Source organism: Rhodococcus sp. NPDC049939 (assembly GCF_040656415.1).
GTDB lineage: Bacteria > Actinomycetota > Actinomycetes > Mycobacteriales > Mycobacteriaceae > Rhodococcus_F.
On record NZ_JBFAMC010000002.1, the window covers coordinates 277638 to 298048 of the forward strand.

General features: G+C 63.5%; 20 protein-coding genes. 10 read left to right on the top strand and 10 right to left on the bottom strand.

Annotation, left to right across the window (positions count from 1 at the left end):
- Positions 1-2 precede the first annotated feature (2 nt).
- The 3 genes from AB0I57_RS10645 to AB0I57_RS10655 form a co-directional block, all read right to left on the bottom strand.
- Positions 3-1439: an amidase gene (locus AB0I57_RS10645; protein WP_358334044.1), complete on the bottom strand. Its 1437-nt coding sequence runs from the start codon at positions 1437-1439 to the stop codon at positions 3-5.
- 119 nt (positions 1440-1558) lie between these two features.
- Entirely contained in the window at positions 1559-2182 is a 624-nt protein-coding gene (locus AB0I57_RS10650; RefSeq protein WP_358334047.1) for a superoxide dismutase, read from the bottom strand.
- Positions 2183-2385: 203 nt separating this feature from the next.
- On the bottom strand, positions 2386-2901 hold the full coding sequence (locus AB0I57_RS10655; protein WP_358334050.1) for an SRPBCC family protein: 516 nt from the start codon (positions 2899-2901) through the stop codon (positions 2386-2388).
- Between the two features lie 86 nt (positions 2902-2987).
- Between AB0I57_RS10655 and AB0I57_RS10660 the strand changes: the two genes are divergently transcribed.
- The 4 genes from AB0I57_RS10660 to AB0I57_RS10675 all read left to right on the top strand — a co-directional run bounded on the left by AB0I57_RS10660 (position 2988) and on the right by AB0I57_RS10675 (position 7032).
- Positions 2988-3773, top strand: coding sequence for a helix-turn-helix transcriptional regulator (locus tag AB0I57_RS10660; RefSeq protein ID WP_358334053.1), 786 nt, complete (start codon positions 2988-2990; stop codon positions 3771-3773).
- Positions 3774-4149: 376 nt separating this feature from the next.
- The gene (locus tag AB0I57_RS10665; protein WP_358334056.1) at positions 4150-5463 is read left to right on the top strand and encodes an acyltransferase; all 1314 of its coding nucleotides are present in this window, start codon (positions 4150-4152) and stop codon (positions 5461-5463) included.
- Positions 5423-6094, top strand: a complete 672-nt coding sequence (gene msrA, locus AB0I57_RS10670; RefSeq protein ID WP_358334059.1) for a peptide-methionine (S)-S-oxide reductase MsrA — start codon at positions 5423-5425, stop codon at positions 6092-6094. The genes AB0I57_RS10665 and msrA overlap by 41 nt, the downstream gene beginning before the upstream one ends.
- 443 nt (positions 6095-6537) lie before the next feature.
- Complete coding sequence (locus tag AB0I57_RS10675; protein ID WP_358334062.1) at positions 6538-7032, top strand: hypothetical protein; 495 nt, start codon at positions 6538-6540, stop codon at positions 7030-7032.
- Between the two features lie 13 nt (positions 7033-7045).
- Here AB0I57_RS10675 and AB0I57_RS10680 read toward each other — a convergent pair whose 3' ends face one another.
- Complete coding sequence (locus AB0I57_RS10680; protein WP_358334065.1) at positions 7046-7972, bottom strand: LLM class F420-dependent oxidoreductase; 927 nt, start codon at positions 7970-7972, stop codon at positions 7046-7048.
- 41 nt (positions 7973-8013) lie between these two features.
- Between AB0I57_RS10680 and AB0I57_RS10685 the strand changes: the two genes are divergently transcribed.
- Positions 8014-8880, top strand: coding sequence for a S49 family peptidase (locus AB0I57_RS10685; protein ID WP_358334068.1), 867 nt, complete (start codon positions 8014-8016; stop codon positions 8878-8880).
- Here AB0I57_RS10685 and AB0I57_RS10690 read toward each other — a convergent pair whose 3' ends face one another.
- Positions 8881-10686 carry a hypothetical protein gene (locus tag AB0I57_RS10690; RefSeq protein ID WP_358334071.1) on the bottom strand — a complete coding sequence of 602 codons (1806 nt, stop codon included), beginning with the start codon at positions 10684-10686 and terminating at the stop codon, positions 8881-8883.
- Between the two features lie 731 nt (positions 10687-11417).
- Between AB0I57_RS10690 and AB0I57_RS10695 the strand changes: the two genes are divergently transcribed.
- From AB0I57_RS10695 to AB0I57_RS10705, 3 genes are all read left to right on the top strand, one after another.
- A complete protein-coding gene (locus tag AB0I57_RS10695; RefSeq protein WP_358334074.1) occupies positions 11418-12074 on the top strand; it encodes a DUF4328 domain-containing protein in 657 nt (218 codons plus the stop codon).
- On the top strand, positions 12071-12835 hold the full coding sequence (locus AB0I57_RS10700; RefSeq protein ID WP_358334077.1) for a glycerophosphodiester phosphodiesterase family protein: 765 nt from the start codon (positions 12071-12073) through the stop codon (positions 12833-12835). The genes AB0I57_RS10695 and AB0I57_RS10700 overlap by 4 nt, the downstream gene beginning before the upstream one ends.
- A gap of 151 nt (positions 12836-12986) precedes the next feature.
- On the top strand, positions 12987-13901 hold the full coding sequence (locus AB0I57_RS10705; protein ID WP_358334080.1) for a DUF5926 family protein: 915 nt from the start codon (positions 12987-12989) through the stop codon (positions 13899-13901).
- Positions 13902-13957: 56 nt separating this feature from the next.
- Here the strand turns inward: AB0I57_RS10705 and AB0I57_RS10710 are convergent, their stop codons facing one another.
- Both AB0I57_RS10710 and AB0I57_RS10715 read right to left on the bottom strand, forming a co-directional pair.
- The gene (locus AB0I57_RS10710) at positions 13958-14503 is read right to left on the bottom strand and encodes a ferritin (protein ID WP_358334082.1); all 546 of its coding nucleotides are present in this window, start codon (positions 14501-14503) and stop codon (positions 13958-13960) included.
- 138 nt (positions 14504-14641) lie between these two features.
- A complete protein-coding gene (locus AB0I57_RS10715; RefSeq protein WP_358334085.1) occupies positions 14642-15457 on the bottom strand; it encodes a M15 family metallopeptidase in 816 nt (271 codons plus the stop codon).
- A gap of 633 nt (positions 15458-16090) precedes the next feature.
- Here AB0I57_RS10715 and AB0I57_RS10720 point away from each other — a divergent pair.
- On the top strand, positions 16091-16468 hold the full coding sequence (locus AB0I57_RS10720; protein WP_358334087.1) for a hypothetical protein: 378 nt from the start codon (positions 16091-16093) through the stop codon (positions 16466-16468).
- A 56-nt stretch (positions 16469-16524) separates the two neighbouring features.
- Here AB0I57_RS10720 and AB0I57_RS10725 read toward each other — a convergent pair whose 3' ends face one another.
- The 3 genes from AB0I57_RS10725 to AB0I57_RS10735 all read right to left on the bottom strand — a co-directional run bounded on the left by AB0I57_RS10725 (position 16525) and on the right by AB0I57_RS10735 (position 19579).
- The gene (locus AB0I57_RS10725) at positions 16525-17709 is read right to left on the bottom strand and encodes an LCP family protein (protein WP_358334883.1); all 1185 of its coding nucleotides are present in this window, start codon (positions 17707-17709) and stop codon (positions 16525-16527) included.
- A 258-nt stretch (positions 17710-17967) separates the two neighbouring features.
- On the bottom strand, positions 17968-18783 hold the full coding sequence (locus tag AB0I57_RS10730; RefSeq protein ID WP_358334090.1) for a CPBP family intramembrane glutamic endopeptidase: 816 nt from the start codon (positions 18781-18783) through the stop codon (positions 17968-17970).
- Positions 18784-18793: 10 nt separating this feature from the next.
- Entirely contained in the window at positions 18794-19579 is a 786-nt protein-coding gene (locus tag AB0I57_RS10735) for a DUF2470 domain-containing protein (RefSeq protein ID WP_358334093.1), read from the bottom strand.
- Positions 19580-19671: 92 nt separating this feature from the next.
- Between AB0I57_RS10735 and AB0I57_RS10740 the strand changes: the two genes are divergently transcribed.
- Positions 19672-20373 carry a hypothetical protein gene (locus AB0I57_RS10740; protein WP_358334096.1) on the top strand — a complete coding sequence of 234 codons (702 nt, stop codon included), beginning with the start codon at positions 19672-19674 and terminating at the stop codon, positions 20371-20373.
- The last annotated feature ends 38 nt before the right edge of the window (positions 20374-20411 follow it).

Here is a 20411-nt window from a genome sequence, read left to right on the forward strand (position 1 = left end):
CTCTAGCGAGCGTCCTGGATCCGCCGCCATGGTGTCGCCTGCTCGAGTTCGAATGCCAACTCGAGCAGGGTCCGCTCGTCCCCGTGGTCTGCCGAGAAGTGGGACCCCAAAGGCAGACCCCGCGACGTCTCATGCATCGGCAGGGAGATGGCCGGACCACCCGCCGCGTTGTTCAGCGGTGTGAACCCCGTGAACGCGATGATCTTTTCGAACAACTCCTCGAAACTTTGTGTCGGCGACAGATATCCGAGTTCGGGTGTTGTGTGGGAAAGGGTCGGCGACAGGACCACGTCATACTTCTGGAAGATCTTCGCGTATTCGCGGTGAGTGCGCTGCAGTCGGTACAGCACACCGGGCGTCTTCGCAATGTTCTTGCGGTACAGCTTGGCCAGACCCTGTGTCAGATTGTCCGTGGCCTCACGGTCGAAGTCCGGCCCGAATATCCGCTTGCCTCCGTTGGAGATAGCGAACGCCAGGAACCCCCAGTAGACGGCGAAGTCGTCCTCGAATGAGGGCTTGATCGGCATGGGGCACTCCTCGACGTGGTGCCCGAGCTGAGCCAACAAGTCCGCGGTGGCTTGAACTGATTTTCGGGTCTCGTCGTCGGTGGGGGTGGCCGTCACGGAATCGACGACCACACCGATCTTCAGCCGGGTGCTGCTCGGTCCTTCGACCAACCGGGTTGGAGGCAGCGCCGGGTTGCGGTAGTAGCGTTCGGCGGCGGCCAACCAGCGGGCAGTGTCGCGCACCGAGCGGGTGACGGCGCCCTGCCCGACGATCCGGATCGGCATCGTCGTGTCCATAGCGTCGTTGACAGTGCGTCCGCGGGTCGGCTTCAGGCCGACGAGTCCACATGCGGCAGCAGGAATGCGGATGGATCCACCGCCGTCGTTGGCATGAGCGATCGGTACCACGCCCGACGCCACGAGTGCAGCCGAACCGCCTGAAGACGCCCCGGGAGAGAACGCGAGATTCCACGGATTGTGGACGGGTTCGGCGTTCATGAACTCGGTTGCCGGGCTGAACCCGAATTCCGGCAGGCGGCTCTTTCCGAGCGGGATTGCCCCGGTGGACAGGTACTGCTTGACGAAGTCCCCGTCCGTTCGGGCAGGCTTCCCCTTGAAGGCAACGCTTCCGTGCTGAGTGGGGAGGCCCGCTACGTCGACGTTGTCCTTGACGGCGGTCGGGACCCCGGCGAACATGCCCTGGTGCGGGCGGTCGGCCTTGATCAGCGCGCGATCGAAGTCGGTGCAGACGAATGCGTTCAGAGAGGATTCAACGGATTCGGCACGAGCGATCGCGGCCTCGGTCACCTCGCGGATCGACACTTCACGAGAGGCGATTCGTTCTGCGACCCCGGTGGCGTCGAGGTCGCCGAGAGCGTCGTCTCGGAAGGCGTGGACGAGTTTTTCGTCTCGGGCATCTATAGAGTCGGTCACGTCCGAAGTTTATTGGACGTCCGGTCGAATCAAAACAGCACTGTTCGCCAAAAAATGGCACGAGCGCACAGAAACACCGAAGTCGGCGTGCTGTGCGCTCGTGCGAACTGGGGGATTACCTACCCGATGAGGCCGGCACCCTGGGTGCGCGCGCGGTCGAAGCGTTCCGCTGCGTCCGCCCAGTTAACGACGTTCCACCAAGCCTTGACGTAGTCCGGCTTCACGTTCTGGTAGTCGAGGTAGAAGGCGTGCTCCCACATGTCGAGCATGACGACGGGGATGATCGCGGCGGTGATGTTGCCGTGCTGATCGGTCATTTGCTCGATGACCAGACGTTGACCGATCGTGTCGTAGCCCAGCAGTGCCCAACCGGAACCCTGGATGGTGGTCGCGACACCGGTGAAGTGGGCCTGGAACTTTTCGAACGACCCGAATTGGTCATCGATGGCGGCAGCCAGGTCGCCCGTCGGCTTGTCGCCGCCGTTCGGGGACATGTTCTTCCAGAAGATGGAGTGGTTGGTGTGGCCGCCGAGGTTGAAGGCGAGGTTGCGCGAGAAAAGGAGCGCCTTGTCCGCGATCGTGCCGTCCTCGCGGGCCTCAGCCATCTTCTCGAGCGCTGTGTTCGCACCCTTCACGTAGGCGGCGTGATGCTTGTCGTGGTGCAACTCCATGATCTTGCCGGAGATGTGCGGCTCGAGGGCGGCATAGTCGTAGGGGAGATCCGGCAGCGTGTATTCAGACACGAGCATCCCTTCTTTGCGGGCGTGCAAGCCCTGGTTTCTCGGGTGCGAGCGGACGTCGGACACCCGTCTTCCTTGATCCTCTTCGGGTTCTACCCAATCTCATTGGTACACCCTGCGCAATCAGGGAGCGGATGAGGGCGCTGCTCGGAAAGGAAAGTTCGGTCGTCCGAAAAGCGGTGTCGGTGCGGCGATGCCGTCTCGCGTCAGGCGCAGTGCTTGTCGGCGGCCCGGTCGAGTTGGGCCCGCTTGCGTGGCGACGGCGCCCCGTGTTCCACGTAGTGCGCCAGGTCCTCGAGCACCTGCCGACCAGCGCGCCGAAGCAACATCGCCATCCACCACCCTGCCAGCAGACCGAACACACCGCGGGTGGTGAACTCGGCGTCGTAACTGACCAGACTGCGCCGCTGGTCCACAGGGGTGACAGTCCAGCGGTTGCGTGCGACGGACAGGAAGCCCGGCTTCTCATGGGCCTCGTACGTAAGGCTTTTCGTGGAGTCGTCGTAGTCGATGATCGCTTCGGTCACGGAGGGGGCTACCCGGATGCCGGTTTGGCAGACTCGGCCCGCGACTGGCGCCTCACCGACGGTCGGCGAACCCGGGACTGCGGTTGAGGCGGGGACGACGGTGGCCCACTCGCCGATCTTGTCGAACCGACGGCCAATGACGTCCCAGACTGCGTCGGCGGACGCTACGATCTCTCTATCATTGGACAGTTTCATGCCTTTGAGCATGGTCTCACGTCGGTGGTGAGTCGATTCCCCGATAGGGAATCGGCGCCTGAGTATGTTTCTGGAACACCGACGTCGTGACAGGTGGCACGTCGGCGACCACGAGCCCCTTCGGTGCCCTGCTGCGGCGTTGGAGAGGGAGTCGAGGACTCAGCCAACTTGCGCTGGCGGCGGCGGTAGGGTCCACGTCGCGTCATGTGTCGTTTCTGGAGACGGGTCGGTCACGTCCCAGCGAACAGATGGTGTTGCGCCTGGGTGAGACGCTCGGAATTCCGTTGCGCGAACAGAACCGGATGCTCGAGGCCGCCGGGCTGCCGTCCGCCTACCCCGAGGCGGCGTTCGATGATGCCGATCTCGCGCCGTATCGCGCCGCAATCGATCAGCTGCTGACGGCGCACATGCCGTATCCGGGCGTCGTCGTCGATGAACATTGGAACGTGTTGCTCGCCAATCGAGCGTGCGCAGCATTGTTCGGCGATGCGCTGGTCGGTAGCAACCTTGTGCATCGTTACTTCGCCGACCCGGCCACCGCCGAGGCGATCGTCAACTGGCCGCAGGTTGCCTGGGCCGGCATGGACCGACTACGCCACCAGCTTGCACTGAGACCGTTCGATGACACTCTGCGTGAGCTTGCAATGCTCGCCGAGCGGTCCGTCGTGGGGTTGCCTCGTCCGGCCCCGTCGGCACAGGAAGTGGTGGTGTGCCCATGGTTTCGGATAGGTGGTCAGGTCATTCGGACGGTTGGGATGGCCGCCCGGTTCGACACCACGGTCGCAGTGACCCTGGAAGAGCTTCGGGTCGAGTTGCTATATCCCCTCGACAGCGAAGCGGAGCACTTCTTCCGAGAGGCACTGAGGTCTTAGCTGGTAAGTGGTATCAACCCTTGAACCATTACAAACAACACCGATCAGTTGTCAGCACTGCTCTCGAAGCGAACTACATGACAATCCGGTGGCCCCGCCCGGGAACCCTGCCCGATACCCGGTCCCGGCCCTCGGGTACGTTGGCGCCGTAGGACACGGCATGCATTCCCACCGTCAATTCGGACAATTCGTGCAGTGCACGAAGTAAGCTTGTCCACCTGAGTGGTACTCCTCCATTCGGATGATTCGGTGTCCTCCGATTGGGTGACAATGCGCCTCGGGTGATCGGCATTCTCCCAGGTAGGGTGACCACTCTCGATTTCCGGTGCGCGGAGCCGGTTCGATTGTCGTGAAGGCCCCAGGTTAAGCTGTGGCGATGCCTTCGCTGATTCCTGTTGCGAATTCGCATGCGGCCGCGCCGCGTGTGGATCTTTCAGGTGCGAATTTGCTCCGATTCGTGGCAGTTCTGGCCGTCATCTACTCACACATCTCGTTCTATCTGGTCGACGATCGCGGCACCGAATGGTGGCTCCTCGATGTCGTCCATCGGTCACTCGTCGAAATAGGTGGCCTCAACAAGCATCTGTCCTTTTTCGGCGTGGGCATCTTCATGATGATGACCGGTCTGTTGATCACCAGATCGGCTATTCGTCACGGGTCCGGGCACTTTCTGCTCAACCGGCTGGGGCGCATTCTGCCCGCGTTCTGGGTAGCGATCTTCGCGGCGATCATCCTCGTGCGTCTCGGCATCAACGGCATGTTCAGCGGGCAGGACGGGATCTCCAACGTCGAGGCGGCCCTCAGTTTCGTGCTCGGCGGCTTCTTCCTCAAACCCGAGGTGGCGGTTCTCGGTGTCACCTGGACGCTCGCCGTGCAGGTTCTGTTCTACTTCTCCTGCGTCGCGGGACGTCCCCTACTGCGAACGATGCCGATCGCGATGCCGTTGGCGGGGGCTGCCGTATGTTCTTTGATCCTGCTCTACAACCTGTACGTTCCACAGCCGTACACAGTGCCGATGCTGTCGAAGATCGCCGCGACGATGCCGGCGCTCTTCCTCGGCCAGATTCTGTATCTTGCCTGGTCTCGACTCGCGAACGGCTGGTGGATCGTTGCCGCCCTGATCGCGCAGGTCGAGGTCATTCGGTTGGCCACGGACTTCCGGGTCTACTGGGCCGGCGACCGCTACCTGTGGACGTTCTTCGTTGTGACCGCGTGCGTCGTGCTGATCGGCAAGTACGACGGGCCGATGAATCGCTGGGCTGTCGTTCGGTGGACAGCCCAGCGCAGCTATGCGATCTACCTGGTGCACACGCTGGTTCTCTACCAGGTATTCAACCGCACGGTCGACTACCTCGGCTCGACCGGAGCGGTCATTGCGTTCCTCATTGTGTGCGCCCTGGTCTCCGAGGCTCTGTACCGATGGGTGGAGGTCCCAGGGACGCGGTGGGTGTCGGCGCGAGCCGAACGGATGCGCGAACGGTCGAAGCTCGCGAAGGAGGGCTCGTCGGCGCGTGCGAAGGAGGCCGTCCCGGCGCGTACCAAGGAGGGCACCCCTGCGCGTGCGAAGGAAGGCGTCTCAGCGCCCGTGAAGGACGGCGCCCCGGCGCTCGCGAAGGAGGGCGCCCCAGCGCCGCGGGTAGCATCGAATCATGTCTTGGTACGACGACCTTCTGGGTCGAGCCTCCGCTGAATCCGTAATGGTCACCGCCGAGGATGCGCTCCCCGGAAGTGATCGGCCGATACCGGTTGCGGCGACGCACTTCGTGAACGGTCACCCACTCGAGCCCCCGTTTCCCGACGGCATGGAGTGTGCGGTGCTGGGCATGGGATGTTTCTGGGGTGCCGAAAAGGAGTACTGGCAACTCGAAGGCGTCTACACCACCGCAGTCGGGTACTCCGGTGGCTACACCCCCAACCCCACCTACGAGGAGGCGTGTTCGGGTCGCACAGGGCACACCGAGGTGGTACTGGTCGTGTTCGATCCGAAGATCATTTCGTATGCCGAGATCCTGGCGCACTTCTGGGAGAACCATGACCCGACGCAGGGCATGCGGCAGGGCAATGACAGGGGAACGCAATATCGTTCGGCCATCTACACATACGACGAGCAACAGGTCGAGATTGCCGAAGCAACGGCTGAAGCATTCGAGAAGCGGCTCGCGGCCGCCGGTTACGGGGCGATCACCACAGAGATCGCGCCACTGACGCAGTTCTACTATGCCGAGGACTATCACCAGCAGTACCTGGCAAAGAATCCTGGCGGATATTGCCCGGTGCACGCCACGGGAGTCAGCTGCCCCGTCGGGTTGCTCGAGCAGTAAGAGGTTCCGGCGCAGACGGATATTCTGCAGCCCTGGCAGCACCGATGTCGGACCAGTTGAGCGCTGCCCGACTTACTTCTCGAGTTGATGGCCGATAGTCGGTTTCACAGATTCGGGAATTGTCTCCCGGATCGGGAGCTGCTCTGCGACCACGTTCTCGCGCAGGTAGGCCGGCTGACTGTCGCACGTACCGTTGCGGCGTACGCTTGGTGGCGCGACAGATTCGTGGGAGGGCGAGCCATAAGAGGGCCCCCAGTGCCCGAGAGCGCGCCCTGTCGAATTGATTCTGAGTGCTTGCGTATGGCCCTGAGTCGTCGGGGGTTGTGGGCGAGGGGACGGGGTTCAGAATGTGGAACAATTCTCATCCATGGGGAGGACGCAAGCGTTATTCCCGTCGAAACAATCCTCTTCGGAGACGCTCGGATCGGATCGAGAGCCGAGCCATGACCTTGCTGGTGGTGCTTGCATTCGTGATGCTGCCGCTAGCCGTCGTTGCGGGCGCCCATACCGGCGACAATCAGTTGGCCCTGGCGCGGCAGCAGGCCGCGGAGTACAGCACAGTTACCGCCACCACGCTCGCTGACGCGTCCAACGCGTCCATGAACCTACGTTTCGCCTCGTCCGAGGCGTATGCTGCGCCCGCCGAGTGGACGTGGGGTACCGACACCCGAAAGGGCAACATCGCCGTTTACCCCGGAACACCTTCCGGCACACACGAGAAGATCTGGGTCGATTCAGGTGGGAACCTCGTCGCCAAACCGATTACGCCGACTTCCGCGCGCGTGGCCGGTGTGACCGCAGGGGTCTTCACCTGGTTCGCAGTCATGACTGTCGGATTGTCCGGCTTCCTGCTCACCCGGACCTTCCTGAACCGAGGACGTTACGCCCAATGGGACCGCGACATCCGAAAGTTCCTGGACTCGACCACAAGACACTGAGTTCGGTCGGGTTCTACAACTGGGGTACAACCTCGCTCGCGACCAGTTCGAGGTGGTCGAGGTCGCTCAGGTCCAAGGTCTGTAGGTAGATCCGCTGCGTCCCGGCATCGACGTAGCGTCCGATCTTGTCGACCAGTTCGGCGGGCGACCCGGCGAGTCCGTTCTCCCGCAGTTCGCCTACCTCGCGCCCGATGGCCGCGGCACGCCGCGTGACCTCTTCTTCGTTACGGCCGCAGCAGAGGACGAACGTGCTCGAGCACACCAACTCGGTCGGGTCACGGTCGATCGCCTCGCACGCGAGACGAACCCGCGCGAATGCTTCTCGCGCCGCGTCGAGTGGATGGAAGGGCGCATTGAATTCGTCTGCGTACTTCGCCGCGAGCGCTGGAGTCTTCTTCTTGCCGCCGCCGCCGATGACGATGGGCGGACCCTGTGGCTGCCGCGGCTTGGGAAGGGCGGGCGAATCCTTGACGGCCAGGTGTGTCCCGTCGTAAGAGAAGGTTTCGCCGACGGGAGTGCGCCACAGTCCGGTGATAACGGCGAGTGACTCGTCGAGTAGTTCGAACCGTTCCTTCAGTGAAGGGAACGGAATCCCGTACGCCTGGTGCTCCTCTTCGTACCATCCGGCACCGATGCCGAAATCGACTCGGCCACCGCTCATCTGGTCCACCTGCGCCACCGAGATGGCGAGGGGTCCGGCGCGGCGGAACGTCGCGGACGTGACGAGCGTGCCCAGTCGGATCTTGGACGTCTCTCGGGCCAGTCCAGCCAGGGTGATCCACGCGTCCGTCGGCCCAGGCAGCCCTTCGACGTTCATCGGGAGAAAGTGGTCCGACCGGAAGAACGCGTCGAATCCACACCTTTCGGTGGCCAGCGCGACGGCCAAGAGGTCGTCGTAGGTGGCGCCTTGCTGAGGTTCGGTGAAAATTCGCAACTCCATGGGTGTCACTGTGCCTGATCTCGCCTCGGTACGCTTGGTTCATGCCGAAGAAGCCGATTACCCTGCCGAAACCTCTGGTCGACAAGCTGCCGGATCGGTTCGGAGGTTCCGGTGAGGGAGTGGTCCCAGTGGTGCGCCTACATGGAATGATCGCTTCTGGTGGTGCAGGGTTCTCCCGTGTGCTGAGCGCGGAATCCGTCGAGGAACCCCTTCGGCGAGCGTTCACCACTCACGACGCGAAGGCAGTCGCGCTCCTGATCAACAGTCCCGGTGGATCACCGACTCAGAGTGAATACATCGCCTCTCGTATTCGGCAACTCGCCACCGAACACGAATTGCCCGTGATCGCATTCTGTGAGGACGTCGTGGCGTCCGGTGGATACTGGCTGGCCTGCGCAGCCGACGAGATTTACGCGTCCGCCACCTCCGTCGTCGGCTCCATTGGTGTCATTTCGGCCGGTTTCGGCTTCTCCGAATTGATCGAGCGCCTCGGTATCGAACGGCGACTTCACTCGGCGGGGGAAGCGAAAGCCCGCCTGGACCCGTTCTTCGTGGAGAAGTCCGAGGACGTCGAATGGTTGAACACGATCCAGGAAGGCATCCACAACGAGTTCCGCGATTGGGTGGTCGGACGGCGCGGCGAGAAGTTGAAGGAAACTGAGGCAAATCTGTTCGACGGCGACGTCTGGCTGGGGCGTCGCGCCGCAGAGCTCGGCATCGTGGACGGCATCGGAACGCTGCGTGAGGTGGTCGAGGCCAGGTTCCCAGGCGCGAGACTCGAAGTGACGGAGGCTCGGCGCTCGCTCTTCGCAAAGCTGGGACTCCCTGCTGCCGGCTGGGATTCGGCTGCGGCCGCGATCGTGAGTGCGGCCAGTGCCCGCGTCGCCTGGTCGCGGTACGGCAGGTAGCTACTTCGGCACCACGACCCCCACAGGTCCGACGCCGATGCAGACGGCCAGATCGGGAGTAAGGGTGCTCACCCTCAGGTTTTCACCGCCGCCGACGAGTCGCACGAATACCGAGCCCAGGCCACGCTGCACCGGAACCCGTACCGGGTCGCCGTCCTCCATTGCGACCGAAATCTCCCCATCGGCGTCGGCCATGTAGTTGAGTTCTACCGTCCATCCCCAGCCGATCAGCGGACCGTCGAGGGGAAGCGGCACGAAGCTCCGCTGATCTACGAGGTGCCCGCAGTCCTCGACCGGGCCGGGCTCGATCGCGCGCACCCACGTGACCTGGGCGTCGATGACTGAACCGTCGTCGTTGATCATCCGCAGGTCGGGGGTGCTGTCTGAGAACTCCGGGCGGTCACGCAGTGGGCCGAGGAGCCGGCTCACCATGTTGTATGGGTAGGCGACCGGTAGCAGTACCCAGATGGACGTGGGGTGGTCGAGGATCGGCGCGTCATCGTGTTCCGCGAGCGACGCACGCGCGGTCGCGAGGTAGTCGGTAGTCGGGTTCTCGTCCCAGCTCCGGGTGAAGGTGTACGTCGACCACAGGCTGCTGGCGACGAACGCCGTTACGGCGGTGACCGCAACGAGCGGACGCACGTTCAGTGGCGTGACTCTCCTACGCGGGGCGCGCGCGATCAAGGCGAGGGCGATCGCCAAGACCACGGCGGTATCGGTGAAGTAGCGCAGGGTCTGCGCGAGTTCATACGCGGTGTTGTCGCTTGACCGGGTAGCGATCATCGCGGCCACGGACAGGAGAAAGTATGCAGCCGTCAGGATCCACACCGCGACGACGCGGCGTTTGTACAGCAGGGTGCCGACCACCGCCACGATGAGGGCGACCCAGCCGGCCGCTACCAGAATCGTCGGGGGAGTGGCCCACGATGGGCTCGGGATCCAACGCGCCCATGCCCATGGGCCGCCGATGAGAGTCGGGAGAAGTCCCTGCGAGGTGGCGTGGCTGAACAGTTGGATGGCGGCTACCACGTCCGGTCGCACCAACCGGGACTCGACCGAGGAGAGGTAGATCGCTGCCCAAACAGCGAGCACCAATGCCGAAGCGATCCACAGCGGTGCGCCGCGGCGCAGTGTCAAGAGTGCGCATTGGCGCAGTGTGGACTCGACGGGCTTCTCACGACCGTCGATATGTGCGAGCAGAGCTACCGTCGCGAAAGCGACGAACGGCACCAGAACCGACTTCTCGAAGAACAGCAGCGACATGATCAGTACGAGTGCGCCCGAGATCGCGTACCGCCGACGTCCCGTCCTGTAGAGGTCCAACGCATCCCCTGCCACCCAGGCCAGCGCGATTTGCAGCGGCAACGCATTGAGTGCGGCAGCCCACCACGCGAACGCCGGCAGGGTCAGGGGAGCAAAAAGGTACAGCGCCAGCGGGATCAGTAGCGCAGGGCGCGGACCGAGGATCTTTCGCAACAACCGGAAGACCGCATACGACGCGATCGCTTGCAGCGCGATCATTGTCAACGCCGGCAGGATCCATTGATATGGCGCGATCCGCGTCGTGATTCCTGCGACCAGGAAGGCGCCCGGCATCAGGTGACCGTCGTGGTCATAGAGAAGAAGATCACTCGAGAACAAGGGCACGCTCGAGCTGCGCCCGACCAGGATCAGGTCGTCCCAGTAGTAGCCGCCGTTGGCGGCAACCCAGGTCCGTACAAGTAGTTGTGCAGCAATGAGACCTGCTGCCAGTTGAAGAACTCGGGTTGGCCCGAGGTGCAACCGTGACCCGACTTCTTCCATCATCGGTCCCCGAGGTTACAGGGCCATGGCGGCTACAGATTTCCTGGAACCAGATTGCGCCGGGCTGCGTCAGTACAAATGTCGGGGAGATCTCGCCCCGATGGGGGGGAAGACGACGGTCGGTCCGGAGTTCTCGGGTTGCTTCGCGGGCATCCCGAATCAGAGGGGTAATTCCGGGCCGGACGTCGTTCGCCGTTGTCCGACAATTCCGAAATGTGCGGTTTCAGGCTGTCCACGGTTGTGGACGGCCCGCTTCAATCTGTCAACAGCCACCCTTCCGAATGAGCTCTGACCTGTGCATCAGTGCCACTCACAACGGCCACAACTGTGTATGAATCTGTGGAAACTGTGGATAACTCGAGGAATTCTGTGGCTTGGCTCACATATTTGGTTCACGAGAGGTGGATTTGGCAGTCGTCCGCCCCCATACACAGGTCGTGAAACAATTGCGATGTGAAGTGGGTGCTGAGCGCATGAGCGTCTTTCAGGTGTGCGCACGATGCGCGAGCAGATGGTCGGTGGTCGGCGCTCCGATGCAGTGGTGCCCCCGCTGCCATGGAGTGCTGCTCGAGCCGGTTCGGACAGACCAGCATCTCCCCCCTGATCGACGAGGCTTCCGCTGGATCGCCCGGGTGCCGCTGGAGCGGGCCGGCGTGGCGCCGCGTCCGTCGGTACCGAGCCCCACGCCGCGGTACACAGAAGTCCCTCGGTGGGGGTTGCAAGATCGGGTCGAGATGCCGGTTTCACGCCGCAACTGGCCGAAACTGTTCGCCGACAGGGTTGCACTCTTCCTTGCCTTGACCGCCATCTTCTTCGGACTGGCTGTTCTGGCCGAACTGGCACGTTACGGAATTCTGGTCTACAACCGAACCCGGCTGATCGATCCGGCGGTGCTTGCGCTGTCAGACTCCGCAGTGTTCTTCAGCCAGGTCGGCGGGACGCTATTCGCGCTGCTGTCCGGAATCAGCGCGGTGTGTTGGCTGTTGCGGATTCGTCGTCGCGCCTTCACCAACTCCAAGCAATCGGACCCGCGGTCGACTGGCGAGGTGATCGTCGGGTGTGCCGTGCCTGGCCTGAACCTTGTGATGCCGGGCGTTTTCCTGCTCGAGGTGATCCGCCGGGATCCGCGTGCAGTCACATTGGTCCGCGCTTGGTGGTCCCTCTGGGTATTCGGGGCCGTGCTCGTCCTATTCAACTGGTTCTGGCGCTCGCGTCCCGGCCTGCAGGCCATGGCCGACGGCGTGCTGCTGTCTGCGTTCACAGCACTGGTCGCGTCCGCGACCGCGGTGGCGACATTGATGGTCGTCCGCAGACTCGAAGGCCGGACTCTGAGGGGATCGAAGGCGGTTACCCGCTGGGTGATCGCCGACCGGGAAGCTCTCACCTCGTGAGCCCCGACCGGCCTGTCCCACGGGTGGTTGCGCATCGTGGCGCGTCCGCGGCTCGGCCCGAACACACACTCGCCGCGTACGAACTTGCACTCGAAGAGGGTGCGGACGGTCTCGAGTGTGACGTGCGACTTACCCGGGACGGCCACCTGGTGTGTATCCACGATCGCACCGTGGACAGGACGTCCACCGGCACCGGCATCGTCAGTGAGATGACGCGCGACGAGTTGGCCGATTTCAATTACGGCACGCAGGATGAACCGGCTGAACTCCTCGACCTGAGGACCCTGATCGAGCTGACGCTGGACTGGTCGGCGCGCCCGGTGAAGCTGTTCATCGAAACCAAGCACCCCGTGCGATTCGGCAGCCTCGTCGAGAGCAAGGTCCTCGCCGAGCTGCAGCGCTTCGGCATCGGGGCGCCACCGTCTGCCGACCATGCGCGCGCCGTCGTGATGTCGTTCTCCGCCAGTGCGGTATGGCGGATCCGACGGTCGGCGCCGCTGCTCCCGACGGTCCTGCTCGGCGAGTCTGCCCGTGTTCTCGGTGGCGGAGCGGCAACGACAGTCGGGGCCACTGCGGTCGGACCATCTGTGAAGACCCTGCACGAGCACCCTGACATCGTCGACAGGGCTGCGGCGGCGGGACGTGCCACCTACTGCTGGACCGTGGACACCCGTAGCGACGTCGAGCTGTGCCGCGAACTCGGCGTCGGTTGGGTGGCCACCAACTACCCCGGCCGTACCAGGGACTGGCTCGCATCCTGATCCGACCTGCGTCGAGGTTCGGATGTCCTCGACGGTGAGCAATTGCGCGTGGTCTCGAATCTCGAGTGCTGGCAGGCCTCGAACGCCAAGCATCTCCGGCTATCCCTCGGCTGCTTTGGCACGTCTCCCGAACGGTGTAGGTTTTGGGTTCGTGGGAAAGAAGAGCAAGAGGAACAGCGGTCCGAAGCCAGGCAACGCTCGTGCCGAGAAGATCGCGCGGCGACAGGCGGAACGGGAAAGCGCCGCGGCGGCAGTGACCCGGCCTTTCGAAGGGCTCGCAGCCGAGTGTGATCTCGTAGCGCTGCGTGAGTTCGTGCCCTCGGCGACAGCCCCGCTCCCCGTTAAGGATTCGCCACGCGCGCTGACGCTCGCGACCGTGCTGCCGGGTGCAGTCGCGGCACTGGTCCGCGAGGAAGGGGACGATGCCACCGGTTTCGTCGGGGTGCAGGTCCAAGCGCATTCGGCCGATCTCGGTGCGGATCTGGCCGCATCCGTCGTCTGGGCTCGCGATGCCGATCCCGGTGAGTCGCTCACGTTCGCCGACCCCGATTCCGAGACCCCGGCCCTGGCCGATCTGATCGACGCGGACGCGCTGCTGGACATCACGGTGCACCAGGACTTCAACTGGTGGATCCCCGAGGGTGTGGAACCGGCGCCCGACGTTGCGAGCACCGTGCAGCACGCGAATGCGGCAATCATGCCTTCCGCTCGGGTAGAGGCCGACGGCATCGTCGCGGCGTGGTGGGTAGATGCCGGAGAGAGGGCGCACCTTCGCTGGGTGCGGCCGGAGAACGAAGACGATCTGATGCTCGCCCTCGCGCGCGTGCACGCCACGGGCGGTCTGCACGTCGGTGAGGGTTCGCGGTATGCCGGGTCCTTCCGAACGCACGGCCTACTGGTCCCGGTGTTCGATCTCGATCGGGAGAAACACCCGAATGAATGGGCAGCGGGGACGATCGAACTCGGTGCGCGACTAGCGCAGGCTCTCGCGGTCGACGCGCCGTTGACTACCGAGGAACGACGCGCCCGCGACGGCCTGCGGGGCCGCCAGGTAACCCTGAGATAGTCGCCCGCCTGTGCGTGGTCGGCGAGAGCACGGACTCGCCCCCACGCACAGGCCGGTCAGATGGAACCGCCGGCCGCCCTGGGTGCTCGGGAAGTGTCTGTGACTGTGCCCATTTCGCGTGCCACGAAGTTCTCGAGGTCGAACAGGTTGCTGCCCGCTCGATCGGCGATGGTCAACAGGGTCGTCATGCTCGCGACCTCCTCGACCTGTTCTTCGAGGAACCACTGCATGAACTGCTCACCGAGGTAGTCGCCCTCCTCGCGGGCGGTGCTGGCAAGATGCACGACCTGGTCAGTGACCGTCTTTTCTTGGCTCACCGCGAGGGCGATTGCTTCACGCGCAGAATCGAACTGCCCCTTGGCCGGGTCCACACCGGGCAGTTCCACGTTGATCCCACGATCCAAGAAGTACTGAATGATCATCATCGCGTGGTTGCGTTCTTCGACGGCCTGCTTGTAAAAGTGCTTGGCCAACTGCGGCAGATCCGCATTGTCGAAGTACACGGCTGTTGCGACGTACTGGTGGGACGCGTTGAACTCATTTCTGATCTGATCGTGAAGCAGACCTAGAAATTTCGTTTGGTGCACGTCGGTAGGAGCCATGGCGCAACAATAGCGCTGGTCAGAGCTCTTGTCATGCAAGTTTTGCCTAATTATGGCAAGGGTTCCCAAAGTAATTCATACCTAATAACTGGGATCTTCCTAGGTGTAGTGAGAGATCGGATCCCGTTGAGGGCTCGGTCAGTTGAGTGAGTCTCGGTCGATGGGAAAGTCGAAGTAGGTGTCGGGATACGGCTCTGGTTGATAGGTGAAATGCCACCACTCGTAGGGCAAATTGACGAAGCCTTGCTTTTCCAGGCCGTCCTTCAGCAGTAGCCGGTTCTTCAGCTGTTCGCCCTGGATCCGCGGATCGAGCGTGTGGGCAAGAGTGTCGAAACAGTCGAACCCGGTTCCCATATCGATGGAGTTGTCAGGAAAGCGTTCTTCACGCGGTGCCGCACAATCCGTCAGCGGCTCCCCGGGAACGTAGGGTCGAGTCGGCTTGGCAGGGAGTTTCACCAGCGTCAAGTCGGCGGTGCTCCCGCGGCTGTGTCCAGAGCGCTCGTCGATGTAGCCGTCGCGGAACAGGTTTGCCTTGTCGACACGGGGATAGAATTCGGCCTTCATCCGCTGATCTGACAGATCCTTGGCCCACGCGACGAAGTTGTCTACCGCGCGCTGTGGGCGGTAGCAGTCGTACACCTTGAGCGAGTATCCCTGCTCGAGAAACTCCCGTTGCGCGCGCTTCAGCGCCTCTGCCGCCTCACGCGTGAGGATGCACATGGGTGCCCAGTAGCCGTCGATGGGGGCACCGGTGAAATTGTGCGGTGTGTAGTAGCGGATCTCTTGCAGGATCGTCGGATCGACGTCTCGCAATGACACGAAGTCCGCGGGTGCCGTGGGCTCTGGCCGCGCGCTCGCGGAGAGTAGAAGAGCGGCGGCGACGACAAGCGCCGTCGCTACCGTCAGGACACTCAGCTGAGCGCGACCTTCACGTGAAATCCTTGATATGACCACAGCTTTCTCACCTGTCCGTCTGACGGCCATCTGGTCGGTGGTGTCATCAACGCATTCTCCACTTAGACGCGAGAAACCTCATTTTTCCGTACGTCGGGGACAGGTGCTTACAAGTTCGGCGCGCATGTCTCCGCAGCCGGGGATTCTTGTCGCATCATCAAACCGCTGCCATGAATTGCAGCCGGTGAGATGCCCAGGATCTGGTGACCTGCCTCGCGGAGGTCGGCTCTTGCCTCGGGGCGAGAACGTCATGGCGTAACAGCTGGGGGATGGCCGCAGGTTGGTCGTGGATCCTGGGACTTCGCCCAGCTGCTTGCTCAGGGTTGCCGGGTCCGATCGGGGGATCCGGCGATGGTCGGTCGTTGGTCCGATCGGGGGACACCCGGATAGGGCGACAATGGGTCTGTTCGGGGGACGGACGCGGCACGTATTCGCGGAGATACTCGTAAGGGACGTACTCGTCCGAGTACTCCCGGATTTCCTCCGGCTGCCGCAACGGCAGATGACCAACGCAAGCATTGTTTGGTGCCGACATCAATTCGTGCCGGACAGGATAGTGAGACTCTGCGTGCCGCTGGCCATTTCGGGGCAGCAGGACTTTCTCGAATCAGACGTCCTCCTGGAGAAATCCGTATGAAAGCAGTACCGGTTCGTGCGCCGTTCATCGTTGGCGCTGCTGCGGTCGTCGTAGCTGCGTTGGTCGGTGGCGGGGTCAAGTCGGTCACGCCGCGACCCGAAAACTCCACCGCAGCACAAATACAGCTTGTGGGGATGGCCGACGACTTGTTCCCTCGGTCTGGCCAGGTCGTTGCGGAAGCCAACATGATCGGTGGCCCACAAATGGCCGCCTGCATCCAACTCGAGGGGTTGAGGGTGCACGAACCGGTGGAGGTGAGGCTGGTTGCTGGGGACGCCGCAACCGACCCGATTGCGAAGACCGGGCGAATACGTCCGCGACTGGCAATCGGGGATCGTTGGTCGGGCTCCCCATACGTCGGCCACACATTCTGATCTGCCCCGTACTTGCGCGTCGACGCCCAGCATCGCCTGGGTGTACTCCCTGCAGGTCACAGACCGGTAGTGACCAAATCGGCTGGAAGCTGGCGGTCGTTCGCCAGTGCGTCGAAGAACTGCAAAGCCCGATCCCGATCCCAGAGCAACACGTTTCCAGACCCTGGAACATCCTCGAAACCACCGATCGGAACGGTGGTGGTGACGACGTCGCCACGAATGGCCAAGGCCAGGGCCGCAAGATTCCAGATGTGGGCGCTCTCGTCGATGCTCAGCGATTCGGCGGTATCGGTGACGAGTTGCCAGACCCGGAACGGGTTGAGCCAGGTTGAAGGGCTTGCCACCTTCTCCATCAGCGCCGACATGAACATCCGCTGGTTGTTCATCCGGTCGATGTCGGCGAGCGCCGTGGCGCGACTGCGGACGAAGCCGAGGGCTTCTGCGCCCGACAGTTCCTGGCAGCCGGGCGCGAGATTGATCCCGGCGAGGGGGTCGTCGATGGGGTTGTCGAGGCACATCTCGACACCGCCGATCGCGTCGACGATGCCGGCGAATCCGCCGAATCCGATCTCCGCGTAGTGGTCCATGTGCAGGCCGGTGGCCCCTTCGACGGTCTGCACCAGAAGTTGCGGACCGCCGAGAGCGAACGATGCGTTGATCTTGTCGCGGCCGTACCCGGGAATCGGCACGTAGGAATCGCGCGGAATGCTCACCATCGTTGCCGGGCCGCCGCTGCTCGGAACGTGCACGATCATGATGGTGTCGGTGCGACCGCCTCCGGTATCGCCGCCGGTCGATAGTTCCTGTTCCTGTTCGGGGGTCAGCCCGATTCGACTGTCTGAGCCGACCAGCAACCAGTTGGTGCCGGGGGTGTCGGCGATCCGGCCGGGGTAGTCGGCCAGTGCGTCTATCCGGTCCAGTGTCGTGTCCAGGTAGTACGTCGTGCCCACCAACGCCAGGATCAACAGCAGGAGCAAGGCGCCGATTCGTCGACCCCAGTGCCGCTTTCGTCTCGGTCGACTCTGCTGTGACGGCTCTGCGGAACGGCCCGGTGTGGGCGTTGGGGGTGGTGCCTGACGGCCGGGCGCACCTGGCGGTGGTGCCGGCGTATCCCGATAAGGTTGGGGTGTCTTAGTGGGAGCATGGCCTCGCGGCGGCGCCGAACGAACCTGCTGAGGTTGCGGGGCCTGCGACCAGGCCTGCGGAGGCGGCGGCGCACCGCGTCCGGCTCGACGGATCACCTGGGTGCCCTCTTCAGGCGGCACTTGTGAGCCACGGCGGCCACCGCCGCCACGGGCATGGGGAGGTCCCGGTCGCGCGGGGGCAGGCGGTGGTACCCGTCCGGTTTGTGGAGGGACACCCTGGCCAGGGGGTGGAAGTCGCCGATCGGATGGCGACCGCGACGGCTGTCCGCCCCTCGACCGCCGGGGCGGACGAGGTGGTAGCGGGGGATGGGGAGCGTCGCCGGTCATCGGAATGACTCTACTGGTCCAACAGACTCAGGGGATCCAGCCGACGTGCCCACGCAGGGCGGTATAACCGACGAACGCGACCGAGTCGATGGTGGCGTGGGCGATCACGAGAGGCCACAACCGTCGAGTCTTCTGCCAATACCGACCGAACACCAGTCCCATCACCACATTGCCCACACCGCCACCGAACCCCTGATAGAGGTGGTAGCTACCACGAAGGACCGCTGAGGCGAGTAGCGAAGAATTCTCACCCCACCCCAGCTGCCGCAGTCTGGTGATGAGGTACGCGACGACGAGCACTTCCTCCGCGCCGGAGTTTGCGATGGCCCAGAGGATCAGAGCGGGCAGTCGCCACCAGTGATCCTCGATAGTGCTCGGGACGACGGTGAGATTGGCGCCGAATGCGCGCGCCAACAGGTAGAAGCCAAGTCCAGGGAGTCCGATGAGAGCGGCGAGTCCTACACCCTGTGTCGCGTCGGGACGCCAGCGGAATCGGCCCAGACCGATGCTGCTCGGGCCGAAACCGCTGCGCCACAGGAGATACAGCCCCAAGCCGGACCAAGCGAGCAGTTGGACCACGCCAAGCAGTTGCCGGGCGGCATCGATGAAGGCGTTCTCCGCGCGGGGGACGTTGAGGGCCACCGACTGATCTGCCAGAGGGGCAGGGATGAGCAGCGATTCGGATAGTGACAGTATCCCGGAAAGCCCGCTTGCGCCGAAGGTGACGAGCAGGACGATCGTGATCTCGATCCACAGTCCACGTCGCTCGCGGTCGTCGATCGGCTTTGCCGGTTCGGGTGATGCCGGCCGTAGCCACGAGTCGAGCGTCGCACGCGAGATCACATGACTTACGCTAGCGTGCGCCGAAACCGAATATCGTGCTACTGCGCGCACGGAGCCCATTCATGAACGGGCAGCCCGCAAGGACTCGGATTGCCCTGCTCAGCCCAGCGGCGTCGTCCACTGGCGCCCCGAACGGCATTCGGATGTCGCGGTCACCGTGGTCGCCTTCGGTGCGCAACCGCAATCCGTAGCGGTCGATGCCGAGCGGCCGGACGCGCCCCTGCCGCATGTGGGGAGGTAGTTTCCAGGCCAGCAGTTCGATGATGTTCTGGTGATCTTCTTCGAGATATCGAAGCCATGCGGATTCCGTCTCCCAGAAGGGGTCGGGCCGAGCGGCGAGCAGATCGTCCATATCGACGGATTCGGCGCCACTGGAGTCGGCGACCACTGCGGATTCGAGCCGTAGCTGCAGTAGCGCGGCATCATGTCCGACATCGAGGAGACCGGGGTGCGGGAATTCGGATGCCACCTCGTCGGCGATTGATCGGGTATGGGATTCGCAAAGTGCATGGAGGTTGCCGCGCAACCAGACCAGGGATCGCACGGGTTCACGAAGCGCGAGCGGCGAGTAGTCGGTCAGCTCCAGAACGGCGGGGACCGCTCCGGAGAGCCTGGGCAACATGGCTGCGGGCGAGTCGTTCGGTACCGCGACGACTACGTCGCCTCGTGACCGCAGATGGTGCACGGACGTAATGGTGGGAGCGCTTCCTTCGACTGCCAGTACTGCGTTCTTGGTCCGTGCAACGGAGCTACGCAAACGTTCGGCGGTAGACGGTCCGGTGGTCTCGGCAGGCATTGGGTCTCCTGGGTCGCGCAACAATAAGGTAACCCTAACCTAAGTGACGAGGGTGTTGAAGGCAAGGCTCTGCTCGGCGCTACGGTTGAACGGTGGCAATACCTCTCTCGCTCGGCGTACCGCGCCGTCGCGGACCGCAATCGCTACTCGAGGGACTGCTCAGTGCGTGCGTGGATGCAACCAGTCGCTCAGACCTGTCCGTGGGCGACTCGTTCGGTCCGCCGGTGGTCGCGGCCTCGAAGCTTCTCGACTCAGCGGGAACCGAAGCAGGCAGAGTTATCGTCGACCTCGACGTCGACCCCGCCGAATTGCAGACCCACGAGCAGGCGTCCTACGAGGCCGTTCGGTTCCACCTCGACTGTTCTGTCGACCAACTCACCGTGGCCCTGGCCCTCCGATTGTCAGCTCCGCTAGCGATATTCGTCGCCTCTACCGGTGACGACCGGGGGCTCGGCGATACTGTTCTGCAAATAGTGGAGGCCGGATGCGTTCCGGGGCTTTCCAGCGGGCATTCCATCGGCGCGGTAGCCGACTTTCTGGCGGTTCTCGCGCACGCCGACATCGGATATGTCGCGAGAGCGAAGGACACGGCCGAAGTGCTCTCGCTTCTGTCGGGCACGGTCGCCTCGCTTTGCGGCGAGGACACACGCCGGGCTCTGGCGAATCCCGAACCCGCGAAACTGACCGTCCTGAATGCCGCGGCGGCGGAGGCCGTCCGCGAGGTCTTGCTCGGGGTCGAAGTGTCCGACCCATCGCTCGTCGAGCGCGAACTCGCCGCTCTCGGATTGCAGTAACTATTCATCTCCAATGCGGCGGAAGGTCACCGCTCGGT